The sequence below is a fragment of the Caballeronia sp. LjRoot29 genome (assembly GCF_964252755.1).
Lineage (GTDB): Bacteria > Pseudomonadota > Gammaproteobacteria > Burkholderiales > Burkholderiaceae > Caballeronia.
Window position 1 is genome coordinate 188,611 of sequence record NZ_CAXUPU020000002.1, and the last position, 12,337, is coordinate 200,947.

Annotated in this window: 14 protein-coding genes; 9 read left to right on the top strand and 5 right to left on the bottom strand. The window is 60.0% G+C overall.

The window, feature by feature from the left end; genetic code table 11:
* Positions 1-451: 451 nt before the first annotated feature.
* Complete coding sequence (locus tag ACSQ83_RS02975) at positions 452-850, top strand: hypothetical protein (RefSeq protein WP_414949165.1); 399 nt, start codon at positions 452-454, stop codon at positions 848-850.
* A 196-nt stretch (positions 851-1,046) separates the two neighbouring features.
* Here ACSQ83_RS02975 and ACSQ83_RS02980 read toward each other — a convergent pair whose 3' ends face one another.
* A complete protein-coding gene (locus ACSQ83_RS02980) occupies positions 1,047-1,529 on the bottom strand; it encodes an HU family DNA-binding protein (protein ID WP_414949164.1) in 483 nt (160 codons plus the stop codon).
* Positions 1,530-1,903: 374 nt separating this feature from the next.
* A complete protein-coding gene (locus ACSQ83_RS02985) occupies positions 1,904-2,299 on the bottom strand; it encodes a hypothetical protein (RefSeq protein ID WP_414966838.1) in 396 nt (131 codons plus the stop codon).
* 334 nt (positions 2,300-2,633) lie between these two features.
* On the opposite strand from ACSQ83_RS02985, the gene ACSQ83_RS02990 reads away from it, so the two are divergent.
* From ACSQ83_RS02990 to ACSQ83_RS03005, 4 genes are all read left to right on the top strand, one after another.
* The gene (locus ACSQ83_RS02990; RefSeq protein WP_436227170.1) at positions 2,634-3,257 is read left to right on the top strand and encodes a LysE family translocator; all 624 of its coding nucleotides are present in this window, start codon (positions 2,634-2,636) and stop codon (positions 3,255-3,257) included.
* A gap of 326 nt (positions 3,258-3,583) precedes the next feature.
* A complete protein-coding gene (locus tag ACSQ83_RS02995; protein WP_414949158.1) occupies positions 3,584-3,748 on the top strand; it encodes a hypothetical protein in 165 nt (54 codons plus the stop codon).
* A gap of 279 nt (positions 3,749-4,027) precedes the next feature.
* A complete protein-coding gene (locus ACSQ83_RS03000) occupies positions 4,028-4,189 on the top strand; it encodes a DUF1328 family protein (RefSeq protein WP_031363615.1) in 162 nt (53 codons plus the stop codon).
* A gap of 38 nt (positions 4,190-4,227) precedes the next feature.
* Entirely contained in the window at positions 4,228-4,680 is a 453-nt protein-coding gene (locus ACSQ83_RS03005) for a hypothetical protein (RefSeq protein WP_414966840.1), read from the top strand.
* 612 nt (positions 4,681-5,292) lie between these two features.
* Here the strand turns inward: ACSQ83_RS03005 and ACSQ83_RS03010 are convergent.
* Positions 5,293-6,702 carry a PLP-dependent aminotransferase family protein gene (locus ACSQ83_RS03010; RefSeq protein ID WP_436227171.1) on the bottom strand — a complete coding sequence of 470 codons (1,410 nt, stop codon included), beginning with the start codon at positions 6,700-6,702 and terminating at the stop codon, positions 5,293-5,295.
* A gap of 160 nt (positions 6,703-6,862) precedes the next feature.
* Here ACSQ83_RS03010 and ACSQ83_RS03015 point away from each other — a divergent pair, with 160 nt between their 5' ends.
* Positions 6,863-8,191 (top strand): aspartate aminotransferase family protein, encoded by a 1,329-nt coding sequence (locus ACSQ83_RS03015; protein WP_436227172.1) that lies wholly within the window; start codon positions 6,863-6,865, stop codon positions 8,189-8,191.
* Between the two features lie 113 nt (positions 8,192-8,304).
* On the opposite strand, the gene ACSQ83_RS03020 is transcribed toward ACSQ83_RS03015, so the two are convergent.
* Entirely contained in the window at positions 8,305-8,799 is a 495-nt protein-coding gene (locus ACSQ83_RS03020; protein WP_436227173.1) for a DUF6496 domain-containing protein, read from the bottom strand.
* A gap of 190 nt (positions 8,800-8,989) precedes the next feature.
* Here ACSQ83_RS03020 and ACSQ83_RS03025 point away from each other — a divergent pair, with 190 nt between their 5' ends.
* Positions 8,990-9,253: a PepSY domain-containing protein gene (locus ACSQ83_RS03025; protein WP_414949152.1), complete on the top strand. Its 264-nt coding sequence runs from the start codon at positions 8,990-8,992 to the stop codon at positions 9,251-9,253.
* A 14-nt stretch (positions 9,254-9,267) separates the two neighbouring features.
* On the opposite strand, the gene ACSQ83_RS03030 is transcribed toward ACSQ83_RS03025, so the two are convergent.
* Positions 9,268-9,987, bottom strand: a complete 720-nt coding sequence (locus tag ACSQ83_RS03030) for an ArsR/SmtB family transcription factor (protein ID WP_436227174.1) — start codon at positions 9,985-9,987, stop codon at positions 9,268-9,270.
* 127 nt (positions 9,988-10,114) lie between these two features.
* On the opposite strand from ACSQ83_RS03030, the gene ACSQ83_RS03035 reads away from it, so the two are divergent.
* Both ACSQ83_RS03035 and ACSQ83_RS03040 read left to right on the top strand, forming a co-directional pair.
* A complete protein-coding gene (locus ACSQ83_RS03035; RefSeq protein WP_436227175.1) occupies positions 10,115-11,503 on the top strand; it encodes an MFS transporter in 1,389 nt (462 codons plus the stop codon).
* Positions 11,504-11,649: 146 nt separating this feature from the next.
* A complete protein-coding gene (locus ACSQ83_RS03040; protein ID WP_436227176.1) occupies positions 11,650-12,231 on the top strand; it encodes a DNA-3-methyladenine glycosylase in 582 nt (193 codons plus the stop codon).
* Positions 12,232-12,337: the final 106 nt, after the last annotated feature.

A 12,337-nucleotide genomic window follows, 5' to 3' on the forward strand; every position in this document is an offset into this window, starting at 1 on the left:
ACGCGGAATGGCACAGACGTTGGGCCACTCTCCAGGTCGCAGGTCGACTGAATGGGAATCTCTTGCTCTAGGACTTCTTGCTTCTACGCGTGCGTCGGGTCATGCGTAAGGGCACAGCCTCAGCAAACCACGTGCCTTCATTACGGCATGAGGGATGAGCTGCTTTCAGTTTGGTTTCAGAGGGTTATGCCGACGCCCGAGCGCGTCCGCCCTGCCGGGCAGCATAAGCGTCGTGATCGCGCTGTTCTTGTTGTGGCGTAAAAAGCCGTACGGCCTCAACACCTTTTATGCTTGGCTTTCGCTGCCTTGCCACGGTTCGCGTTTCAGGTAAATGCCCGCGTAAAAGTGACATCGACAGCGCGTTCCTACTCGCGCTTTTATCCGGCATCGGTGTTGCTTGCCTTTGCCGGATCGACACCGAATCGACACTTCTCCTTCGAAGGATCTCATCATGCTGACCGTCCAGGAAATTGCATTGCTTCAAGACGTGGTGCCACGACTTCTCGCCGAAGCGAAAACGGCTTCGCCCGATAACGCCGATTTCATCTTCACCATGGAACTCGAGACGCATCTTCAACCCGGGCTTCGCATACGCGCGCCGGAATCTTCCATCGAGTCCACTCCACCGTTTCCCCTGAACCTGTTCGTCGGTATTCCAATCGGCGAGTTGCGCGCGCTTGCTCACGCCAATTCCGCTCAACGCGACAGGCTCGTCGCGCAGTTCGGCGCGACCTTCTCGCCTCGTCTGCTGCGCGCGATCCATCACTTCGATGCGCATAAAATCGACTACGAAGCGGGCTGCCAAAGCGAACCCGGTACGTCGACAGTGATCCTCGAAGACTCGGTCTGAGCAGGTACCGAATTGCGAACGGCATCGCTGTTTGCGCGTCACCCATCACGCTCGAACGTCACAGCCTTTCAATCCCGCCTCTGAAGAAACAGGCAAAAAAATGGCCGATTCCCTCGCGGAAACCGGCCATTTTTTTTCGACTACGGTTCGCCTCTACTCCTGCGCTGCCATAGTCCTTCAATGCTTTTGCGTCAGCTTAGGCTGCAGCGTCCTTCAACTTCTTCAACGCACGTGCCTTGATACGCACGCTTGCCGGCTTTGCATCGAACCAACGGTCTTCACCCGAGAACGGGTCCTTGCCGAAGCGCCTTTTCTTCGCCGGCACGACTTGCGCCGAAATCTTCAAGAGGCCCGACAGCGTGAACTCGCCTGCGCCCTTCTTGTGAACCGCACCGAGGATGGTGTCCTCGAGTGCCGACAGAACGGCCTTCACTGCTTTCAGGTCAACAGTCGCACGATCCGACAGATGCGCGGCGAGCGATGCCTTCGTGAACGTGTCCTTGACCGGCGACAGCGTTGCCGTCGTCTTCACTGCTGCTTTCTTCGCCACAGTAGCCGGCGTCGATGCGGCCTTCTTGGCAGCGACCTTCTTGACGGGCGCTGCGGCAGTCTTCGTTGCAGCCTTGGGAGCAGCTTTGGTTGCAGCTTTCTTGGCAGCGGTTTTTGCGGAAGTCGGCATGTTTCTCCTACCTGTTGAGGTCAGTGTTTTTAGAATACGGCCGCGTGAATGCATCCGTATCAACGCCGGATTCTACAAGCGCCATTGAACTTCGTGCGAGTCTTTTTGCGCTTCTGAGCCTTTTTTTAAGGGGTTTTCGTTACAAGCGTCTTTTTTAAGGCGACAAGGATAGCCGCGCGATCAATGGATCGTGATCCGATGCCGCCTTCGCCTAGTGAACTTCGATGCGCGTTGACTCGTACATCACGCTCGCGCGAATGCATCCGGATGCGGTGCGAGCGGGCGATGGACGGCGAGTTGGAGAGGTTCGGGAGAGCGTGCTCGATGGAAATGCGAGGTTGGTTGACGCCGCGGTAGGGCCGTCAACGAACCGCTCACTGAGGTTGCCGGGCGGGATCAACGGCATAGCCGGGTATTGAAACTTTGCAACACTTGCTCGACCTGTACCCGTCTTTCACGCGATGCCAACCCAAAATCAGCAAAGACGTTGATACGTTAGTTTCAGATAGAGGACGTCGGCATGCGGCATCAAATGCGCGGGTAGCCGTCTGCATCGACAGCACGATTGCATCGGTGTCGAGCATCATCGATGCGATGTTGAGACCCATCGATCCAAGCAGCAACATGCCGTCGATATTTTGTTGCGCACGTTCGGCGCCATCGAGCAATTCGTGCAGCGGTGCATGCGGAAGTCCATCCTCATTTCCAAGCACCGCCCTTGCGATCCGATCTTGGGGATCGCGAAAATAATCCGACTCATCGATCGGCAAACTAAAACGATCAGCATGCCGAACGCTGTCGGAACAACGGCGCTGTCGGAAAACGCTTCGATGCTCACACGGTCACGGATTCAAGTGGATGCTTGAACAGATTCACCACAAGCAAAAATCGCGAAACGTGTAATAAACCGTACCAATGAAGGAACAGTTCACACGACGCTTTTTGCAAACGCTACGCCAGATCGCGCCAACAACGCCAACCGCACCGTACAGGAAATGACCTGACTATCTGTACCGGTACTGTACAGATCACATCTCATACACTGGCGCTCACGGTCGCTCGATCCGACTCAATTCCTGCATTCGCGACACACTAGGAAACACCATGCATCTCGACACAGCCGCCCTTATGACAGCCCTTCCGGCCGCGGTGCTGTTCGCGCTCGTCACCACCATCACACCCGGTCCGAACAACACCATGCTGCTTGCGTCGGGGGTGAACTTCGGATTGCGCCGCACCGTGCCGCACGTGCTCGGCATCAGCGTAGGCGTCGCCATTCTGATGGTGCTGGTGGGTCTCGGCGTGGGGCAGGCATTTGCGCGCTTCGCCTGGGCTTACACGCTGCTTGAAACTTTAAGCGTGGCGTACCTGCTGTATCTCGCGTGGAAAATCGCGACTTCATCGACCATGCAGGCTCGCGACGGCGAGGGCCGGCCCATGCGGTTTATCGAAGCAGCCGCGTTTCAGTGGATCAATCCGAAAGCATGGATGATGGTGCTGACCGCCGCGACCACGATTCATTTGCATTCGAGCTTTTCGCTGAATGCTGTGTTGATGGCAATGGTTTTCATCGTCGTCGGATTACCCTGCATCACAATGTGGGCCGCATTCGGCACGTCCATGCGGCGGATTCTCACGCAACCGCGCTGGCTCCGTGCTTTCAACTGGACCATGGCCACGCTGCTCGTGCTTTCGTTGTATCCAATTGTCGAGCGTGCGCTGGCGTAACGACTGGCGACTCCGGTGACGTCATAACCGATAGTTCGAAGCGGCGATGTAACCAGTGGGGTGAGCGTTACATTCATGGCAAGTTGATTCGGAAGTCCGGCGTTCAGATCCAGCCTATTTTTTCGTAGGCGGCGCATACTGATCCATGCCTGCCGTCGCGCAAAATATGCAGCCTGATTGCAACTTTGGCCGTGGGAAGCGGCAAGAAATGCGCACTCCGTTTTGGAGAAATCGACAGGCGTGTACGAAGCTTGCTGGCCGAGCTTGCTGTCCGATCAACTCGCGCCTTTGTTGGCGCGGCTTTGAAAATCCCAAGGAGTTACGCCATGTCTGGAGCAAACCGCCCGTCCGGTCCCGCAACACGCAAGTCCCTCGATCTCGCCGATCAAATTGAACGCGATGAACTCGAGAACCAACTGCCGGATGCGCTAAACCACGCCGACGATGACGACCTCGACGACGAACCTGACAACGGCAAAACCCGCCGATAACCGCCGATAACCGCCGATAACATTTCTCCTCTGTTCCGCGCCCTCTGGCGCGTCTTACAAAGCCGCACTCGCGCAACGCAGTGCGGCTTTTTTGCGTGCGAATCTTTTTGCGCCCTATTTTCTGACGTAGTGACTTCTGGGCACGAGGGTTGCTTCAGGTTCGGGCGTCGCGGGATATAGCTGCATTCAGCGGCACATGGTCATATAAACCAGTCAAGGCGGCGAAGGCGTCAAGCCAGCACGCAACCAATCCGATAATCGACCCCTTTGGAGGGCTTCATGCTTCGATACGCTGTCATCTTTTTCATCATCGCGATCATCGCGGCGTTTTTTGGCTTCGGCGGAATCGCGAGTGGCGCGACCGAAATCGCGAAGATCCTGTTCTTCATCTTTATTGTGATCTTCCTGGCGACATTGTTGCTGGGCGTATTCCGGCGATGAAACAGCGGTGTCCATATCCAAAGGACGCCACTGAAGTAATGCAAAAAAGCGCGAGCATGCTCGCGCTTTTTTGTTTTACGTCACTCCGCAAGCAGGCGGAGCAAGCAGTTCAGTTCACCCTTCATGTACCGCAAAATCAACGCTTTGATGAAGCAAAGGTTCAAGGAGCGCGCCTGAGTGCTCGATCGGAATGTACACGGCGCCGCCGGTTTTCAACGTACTTTTTGCCGCCACTCGCCTTCCACGAGACCCGCAACGCAAGACTCCGGCGCAACGGTCGCATGGTCCGTTTGGCCGGCAGGTTTCGCCGGGAGTTTATTGTCGGGAAACAAGTCATGTTCCCCGGGAGTCAGGACATCGGTAGTCGAGAGTTTGAACGCGGCGCGCGAGCCATTTGTATTGATGTCCTCAATACTTATTGCATGCGCAACGTTTTCGACAGTGAAAGCCGCATGATTCGACGGCGAGCGCGGCGAACCTTCTGCATTTGATGCAATCGCATACAGGTCGTGCGAACCGTTGGCCAGGCCCGCGTCCGCGGTGATCCACCATTTACCGGCGCGTCCACCCCGGCGGAGCCGATAACCTGCTGGCCGTCGAACAGCGTGACCATGTCGCCTGGCTTACCGGTTCCCGTCGTGCTGGGATTAGACTCAGAAGTCGTGCTGCCCGGAACAATCGCTAAACCGTTGCGTCCCAGGATGTCCGTAATAAACGGTGAGATCACTGCCGGCAAGTCGATGGTGGTGTCTAGCCATCGACGCCGTCATACACGTTCACCGCGGTTCCGGCATCAGCCGTTCCCGTGATGACCGGCAACGCTTCGCCTGTCGTGCCGCTGGCGCTTGAGATCCAATGGATGTGATGACTGCTTTAGATGGATAGCTGGATAAATTCGCCATATCGGCCCTCTTTTTGAAGGAATCAACATACGCGGCTCCGCCTGGAATCCAGCGGTCGAGCAGTGATGCGAATTGACGGCGGCTGCGTGCCGCCGGTTCAGTTCGCGAGCGCGAGTCTGTGCTTATGATCTAAGGCTATCCGCACGATTGTTCCTAATTAGCAAACAAACCGGAGGATTCAATGTGCGAGCGCAACCTTTCCTAGCGCCGCTTCCATTTATCGATAAACCCCCACAACGCGTCATCGGTGGAATACGGCACGTTGAAGCGAAACCAGCTGCTCGCAGCATCGTTGGGACGGAAATACGAACCGGGTGCAAGCCAGATGCCGTCTTCCAGCGCCTGCGTCGCGAGTTCGCTCGCTTGCTCGGGCTCAACCGGTAAGCGCGCCCACACGAACAATCCCGCACGCGGCCGATGAAACAACTCGACGCCGAGCGCGTCCATCCGGTCCTCGACCTGCACGTGCGCGTCCTTCAGTTTTTCGGTCACCGATTCCACGTTCCGCGCGTAACGCCCTTCGGTCAGCACTTTTTCGACAATCCGTTCCGTCGCCGCCGATGACGTCAGCCCCACCGCCATCTTCGTACGCGCCAGTTCACGCAGCACGTCGCGTTCGGCGACCACATAACCGCAGCGCAATCCCGGCGTGATCGTCTTTGAAAATCCGCCGACGTACAGCACGCGGTTCAAGCCCTCCATGGCGGCAAGAAGCGGCGCGCCGGGCGGCGCGAGCTCGCGGTTGACGTCGTCTTCCACGACCCACAAGCCATAGCGTTCCGCGATCTGCAGCAAGCGAAACGCCGCCGCCATGCCGAAGGTTGCGCCGGTCGGATTCTGCAGCGTCGTGTTGAGAAAGATCGCCTTGGGACTATGCTCGATCACCAGTTGCTCGAGCACGTCGTTATCAATTCCTGCCGGCGTGCGCGGCACGCCCCGCACGATCAGGCCGCCCAGTTGCAGGATCTGCAGCAGATTGCAGTAACCCGGATCTTCGACGATGACCGTATCGCCGGGACGCAGCAGCGTGCGCACGATCAGGTCGAGCGCCTGCGTTGCCCCGGCCGTCAGCAACACGTTCGCGGCCGGGTCGGCGGGCAAACCGTAGCGGTCCAGTTGCTCGGCAATCCGCTCGCGCAGCGGCGCAAAACCGTATGGGTGCCCGTAGTCGGCCATACGCGCCGCCGGCACGCGGCTGATCGAGCGCAGCGCGTGATGCAAACCGCTTTCGTTGACCCATTCGTTGGGCAGCCAGCCACAGCCGGCTTTGATCGGCACGGAATGGTCGGCGAAGACGTCGGACAGGAGCCAGGTCGCGGTAAGACTAGGCGGCTGCCACGCCACAGCGCGCCTGTGGGCCGTCGGCGCTCGTGCCGCCACCCGGTACCCCGAGCCGCGCCGCGCGACCACGAGGCCCATCGACACAAGGCGTCCATACGCCTCCGTTACCGTGAAGGTGCTCAGCCTTTCCGATTGCGCAAGCTGGCGCACCGAAGGCAGCAACGCGCCGGCGCGCAAGGCCTGTTGCTCGATGGCGCCGGAAAACGCCCGCACCAATTGTTCGACGAGCGTGGCTTGCGCGCGGTCGCGGTCCAGTTGAAGTTCGATCATGAAGTGACAGGCAGAGGATGATGAGAGCAAGTCATCCAGGATAGACGACCAATACAGTTTGCACCATTTTGCCAGCACAGTTCTCGTCGCGACAGGATAACTGTCTATGCCGCAGGTTTTTATCGAGGACTACATTGCGTGTTCTAACAGGAGATTTCCCATGACTTCGCGCCCCGTCATCGACGACCTCTCGTCGTTCTGGATGCCATTCACCGCCAACCGGCAGTTCAAAGCTGCACCGCGCCTGATCGAGGGCGCCAAGGGCATGTACTACCGTGCGTCCGACGGCCGCGAGATTCTGGACGGCTGCGCCGGCTTGTGGTGCGTGAACGCGGGCCACTGCCGCGATGAAATCGTCGCCGCGATCCAGCAGCAGGCCGCCACGCTCGACTTCGCGCCGACCTTCCAGATGGGCCATCCGCTTGCATTCGAAGCGGCCACGAAGGTCGCCGCGATCATGCCGGAAGGCCTCGACCGCATCTTCTTCACAAATTCGGGTTCTGAATCCGTCGATACCGCGCTGAAAATCGCCCTCGCCTATCACCGGGCACGCGGCGAAGGCCAGCGCACGAAGCTGATTGGCCGCGAGCGCGGTTATCACGGCGTGGGTTTCGGCGGCATCTCGGTCGGCGGCATTGGACCGAACCGGAAGACGTTTTCAGGCGGGCTGCTGCCGAACGTCGATCATCTGCCGCACACGCACGCACCTGAACACAACGCGTTTTCGAAGGGCCAGCCGGTCTGGGGCGCGCATCTCGCCGAAGAGCTCGAACGCATCGTCGCGCTGCACGATGCATCGACGATCGCGGCCGTGATCGTGGAACCGCTGGCGGGTTCAACAGGCGTGCTCGTGCCGCCGCAGGGGTATCTGCAAAAGCTCCGCGAGATCTGCACGAAGCACGGCATCCTGCTGATTTTCGATGAAGTCATCACGGGCTTCGGCCGGCTCGGCAAAGCGACGGCCGCGGAATATTTCGGCGTGACGCCGGACCTGATGACGCTGGCCAAGGCCATCAACAACGCCGCCATTCCGATGGGCGCAGTGGCTGCGCATCGCAACGTGCACGACACGATCGTCGATGCGGGTGCAGTGAACGGTATCGAGCTGTTCCACGGCTATACGTATTCCGCGCACCCGATGGCAGCCGCAGCCGCAATCGCGACGCTGGACCTGTATGCACGCGATCAACTGTTTGAACGGGCTGCATCGAAGGCGCCGAAGTTCGAAGCCGCTGCGCATGCGTTGCGCGACGCGCCTTATGTGAAGGACGTGCGCAATCTCGGCATGGTGGCGGGCATCGAACTGGAATCGCGCGATGGCGCGCCGGGTGCGCGGGCTTACGAAGCGTTCGTGAAATGCTTCGAGGCAGGCGTTCTGATGCGCTATACAGGCGATATCCTCGCGTTCTCGCCGCCGCTGATCATTGAAGACGACCAGATCGAGCAGATTTTCAGCACGGTTCGCAAGGTCCTCGAAACGGTGAAATAACGCGGGTTTCGATAGCCGAACACTGTAAGCGCCAAGGCCGTTCCGGTTGATCCGGGACGGCCTTTCTTCGTTGCGGCGCTGCACGTGCACTGAGACCAGCACGCTCTGGCGTTCTAGCGTGCGTGCCGAGCCGTACTCGCCTTCGCGGCCGCCTTACGGCGCGTCTGCCAGCCTTTCTTCGCCGCGGCCGATCGATCGGCAGCAGACCGCCGGCTCGCACTGGCATGCGCCTGCCTCGAGAGCGACTTGTGCGAAGCGGCCTTGGTGCCCTCACGTTTGAGCACGCGCGTGGACGTCGCGGATCGTTTCGACTTCGATTCCGTGCTCGCGCTGCGTTGAGTCTTGTGCTGACCCGCCTGCGTATCCTTCGCCGCTTTCTTGCGAGTGGCGGCGGACGCCGCGCCCTTCTTCGGCGCCTTCATACCGACACCCGATCTGCGTGCCTCCGATAACCCGATCGCGATCGCCTGCTTCGCGGACTTCGCGCCGTGCTTGCCTTCACGAACGTGATCGATCTGCTCCTTCACAAACTCGCCAGCCTGCGTGCCGGGCGACTTCCCCGCACGTTTGTCAGCATGGGCGCGTTCGATGGTTTTCTTCTCAGGCATGGTGCTCTCCTTTGAGAGAAGGTTGCTTGGTCCGGCAATGGCATGGCAGCAATGGCCGTGCCAATGTGGCGGGCAAGCGCCACTGTGCGGATTCGTCGCGGATCTGCCTGTAAGCGTGATGTTAGATTGACGACCGATCTACCCAGCCGTTGTCGGTACGCTGGTCCATTCGAATCGTTAAGGAGAGCCAATGTTGAAGAAGACTTGTATCGCAGCAGGAACCGTCCTCGCACTTGCAACAGGCAGCGTGGCATTCGCGCATGACCAGCCGGGCGCGGACTGGATATCGAAAGACGCTGCAATCGCGAAGGTCAAGGCGCAGGGCTATGACGCGGTACGCCTCAAAGCCGACGATGGACGCTGGGAAGGCGAAGCCACCAAACAGGGCTTGTTTTATGACATCCACGTCGATCCGCGCTCCGGCGCGTTGACAAGGCATGAATTGAAGCATTAAGCCTGAATTGCCGCTCACACGCCGGCCTGAACCGCTCTCTCGTCCACGCCAAGTTGTTCTTTCAACCCGGCCCATCCCTTCGGCGTGACCTGAACGGCGCGCGAGGACTTCGAACGCCGGACCCATCCCATCGCGCAAAGCCGGCTCATCAATTCAACGCCCAGCGGTCCGGCCAGATGATGCCGCCGCTCGGTCCAATCCAGGCATTGCCGCGCGAGTCCGCGCCGGGTCGGTTTCAATGCCGCTACGTCAAGGCCCATCGCGCGGAACCATTCAACGCCCACCGGCGTTACATCGAATTGCTTGTCATCGGTTGCGACGACGAGCGCGCGGTCCTGCAACGCCTGCGTCACCGCTACGCCGAGACTGCCGGCGAGATGGTCGTAACAGCATCGCGCGAACTGCAATTCCCGGGCTTCCCTGCTGCGCGGCATTCGACGCACCACGTCATTCGCCGGGGTCGATGTGATCGATGCAAGGTTTTCAAGCGCCAGCGCAACGTGCGAACCGGCTAGCCGATAGTACCGATGCCGCCCCTGTGTTTCCACCGACAACAACCCGCCCGTCAGCAGCTTCGCGAGATGTGAGCTTGCCGTCTGGGCGGTGACGCCCGCCGCATAGGCCAGCTCGCCCGCGGGTCGCGCGCGGCCGTCGGCGAGGGTCATGAGCATGGTGGCGCGCGTGGGATCGGCAATCAGGAAAGCGGCCGACGAGACCGCAGGATGAGAAAACATGAAGGCTCTCCGCTTTGACATCGTCATGATAATCCGCTCACCTGTCCGCATGCTTCGATACGCGTCGAAGCATGCGACATGGCAGTGTCCCTACACTGGATTTCCCGTCTCGTAGAGAAATATCCACGTGCCCGACATCCGAACGCACCAGCGCCGCGTCCTCGCTGCGACCAGCATCAGCTATATCGTCGTGATCCTCGATACATCCATCGTCAATGTTGCATTGGGCAGCATTGCCGATGCGCTCGCGACCAACACGGCGGGCTTGCAATGGGTCGTCAACGCGTACACGCTGACCTTTGCGAGCCTGCTGTTGACGGGCGGCACGCTGGGCGACCGGTTCGGCGCGAAGCACGTTTACTTCGCCGGCCTCGCGGTGTTCACGCTGGCGTCCGCGCTCTGCGGCGTGGCGGCCAATCTTGCCGCGCTGACCGGCGCCCGCGTGCTGCAGGGAATCGGTGCATCGATGCTGGTGCCCTGCTCGCTGATGCTCATCAACCGCGCGTACGCCGAACCGGGCGAGCGCGGCCGCGCGATCGGCCTTTGGGCTGCGTGCGGCGGCGCGGCGATGGCCGGCGGCCCATTGATCGGCGGCATCCTGATCCACGCGTTCGGCTGGCGCAGCATCTTCCTCGCGAATTTGCCGATAGGGTTGATTGGCTTGTGGCTGACATCGCGGGTTGCAAGCACGGAACCTGCCGATGACGCACGCGTGAAGCGCCATCTCGATCTCGCCGGTCAGGCGACGGCAATCGTGGCACTGGGCGTGTTGATCGCCGTGCTGATCGAAGGGCGCTCGCTCGGCTGGCGCTCGCCGTGGATCGTGGGCGGGATTACGCTGGGCGTGCTTGCCACAGGCAGTTTCTTCAAGATCGAATCAAGGCGATCACGACCGATGCTGCCCCTGTCCTTGTTCAGCAACCGGATTTTTTCCAGTGCTGCGTTTGTCTCGATGGTTTCCGCGATGACTTTCTACGGCCTGATCTTCACGCTGAGCCTGTATTTCCAGCAGGTGCGAGCGTATTCGCCGTTGCTGACGGGCCTCGCTTTCTTGCCGCTGACCGCGCTGGTGATGGCGGGCAGCATGTCGGCGGCGCGCTTCGTCAGGATGGCCGGACCGCGCAGGCCGATCTGCGTTGCACTGGGTATCTATACGATCGGCTTTCTCGCGCTGCTGATGTCCACGGACACTTCGCCTTACTGGCTCATCGCGCTTCCCATGCCGGCAATCGGCTTTTCCGCAGGCCTGATCACGCCGATGGCCACACGTTCGCTGATGGATACCGTCGATAAGAACCGCGCCGGCATCGCGGCGGGTGTGCTGAATTCCGCGCGGCAGACGGGCGCGGCGCTGGGCGTCGCGGTTTTTGGCGCGATGCTTGACGCACCGGACCAGTTTGAGCGCGGCATGCATACGGCAATGTTGTTGGCTGCGGCCATTTCGCTGACGGCGGCGTTGGTCTGGTGGCTGGCATCGAAAGCGATGCCGAGGGTGAGGATCGGTCAGGCGGTTTGACAGATTGGACGAGCGTGAAAGCATGCGGGTGGACGGAAAAAGCTGACGACGGCAGAATCGAACCGCTGAACATCCATAGCAAACGAACAACCTTGGCCGCCGCGACGGACCCGCACGATACACGCGGCTGTACCACTCTTCCAACAATGCTCAAATCATCCCGCACTGCAGCACCTATCGACTTCGACGCGCCGTCCGAGCAAGTCGGGCGTCGCCTGATCGGCGCGATCTTCACCGTCGATGGCGTGGGCGGGAGGATCGTCGAAACCGAAGCCTACGATCGTGAAGATCCGGCGTCACATACGTTTCCCGGGCCGACCCCGCGTAACGCCATCATGTTTGGTCCGTCTGCGCACGTCTATGTGTATCGCTCGTACGGCATTCACTGGTGCCTGAACTTTGTTTGCCGCGAAGAGGGCCACGGCGCGGGCGTGTTGATCCGCGCGATCGAACCGCTCACTGGTCTCGATGCCATGCGCCAACGGCGCGGCCTCGAACCAGCCAGGCTGTTGTGCTCGGGACCAGGACGCGTCGCGCAAGCGCTGGGCATCACGCACGGCAACAACGGCATGTCCCTGCTCGAACCTCCGTTTCACATTGAAGCGCCTGACGAGGAATATCCCCTCGCGACCGGACCGCGCATCGGCATCACCAAGGCCGTGGATGTACCTTGGCGCTTCGGACTTGCAGGATCGAAATTCCTCAGCAAGCCGTTCCCAAAAGTCTGATTAAACACCGAGGCGTTTGCGCCGCCAAAAGCTATCAACGTCCGCTCCCGCGGCACCTTTATTGCTCCACGGAACTCTGTTTGCCAGACACAATCCGACCGCCGGC

Excerpts from the sequence above, each read along its gene's own strand:
- ACSQ83_RS03000 (WP_031363615.1), top strand. The coding sequence starts at position 4,028 with ATGCTTCGATACGCTGTCATCTTTTTCATCATCGCGATCATCGCGGCG.
- ACSQ83_RS03020 (WP_436227173.1), bottom strand. The coding sequence starts at position 8,799 with ATGCCTGAGAAGAAAACCATCGAACGCGCCCATGCTGACAAACGTGCG.
- ACSQ83_RS03040 (WP_436227176.1), top strand. The coding sequence starts at position 11,650 with ATGCTCAAATCATCCCGCACTGCAGCACCTATCGACTTCGACGCGCCG.
- ACSQ83_RS02975 (WP_414949165.1), top strand. The coding sequence starts at position 452 with ATGCTGACCGTCCAGGAAATTGCATTGCTTCAAGACGTGGTGCCACGA.
- ACSQ83_RS03025 (WP_414949152.1), top strand. The coding sequence starts at position 8,990 with ATGTTGAAGAAGACTTGTATCGCAGCAGGAACCGTCCTCGCACTTGCA.
- ACSQ83_RS03030 (WP_436227174.1), bottom strand. The coding sequence starts at position 9,987 with ATGTTTTCTCATCCTGCGGTCTCGTCGGCCGCTTTCCTGATTGCCGAT.
- ACSQ83_RS03010 (WP_436227171.1), bottom strand. The coding sequence starts at position 6,702 with ATGATCGAACTTCAACTGGACCGCGACCGCGCGCAAGCCACGCTCGTC.
- ACSQ83_RS03005 (WP_414966840.1), top strand. The coding sequence starts at position 4,228 with ATGCAAAAAAGCGCGAGCATGCTCGCGCTTTTTTGTTTTACGTCACTC.
- ACSQ83_RS02990 (WP_436227170.1), top strand. The coding sequence starts at position 2,634 with ATGCATCTCGACACAGCCGCCCTTATGACAGCCCTTCCGGCCGCGGTG.
- ACSQ83_RS03015 (WP_436227172.1), top strand. The coding sequence starts at position 6,863 with ATGACTTCGCGCCCCGTCATCGACGACCTCTCGTCGTTCTGGATGCCA.
- ACSQ83_RS02980 (WP_414949164.1), bottom strand. The coding sequence starts at position 1,529 with ATGCCGACTTCCGCAAAAACCGCTGCCAAGAAAGCTGCAACCAAAGCT.
- ACSQ83_RS02995 (WP_414949158.1), top strand. The coding sequence starts at position 3,584 with ATGTCTGGAGCAAACCGCCCGTCCGGTCCCGCAACACGCAAGTCCCTC.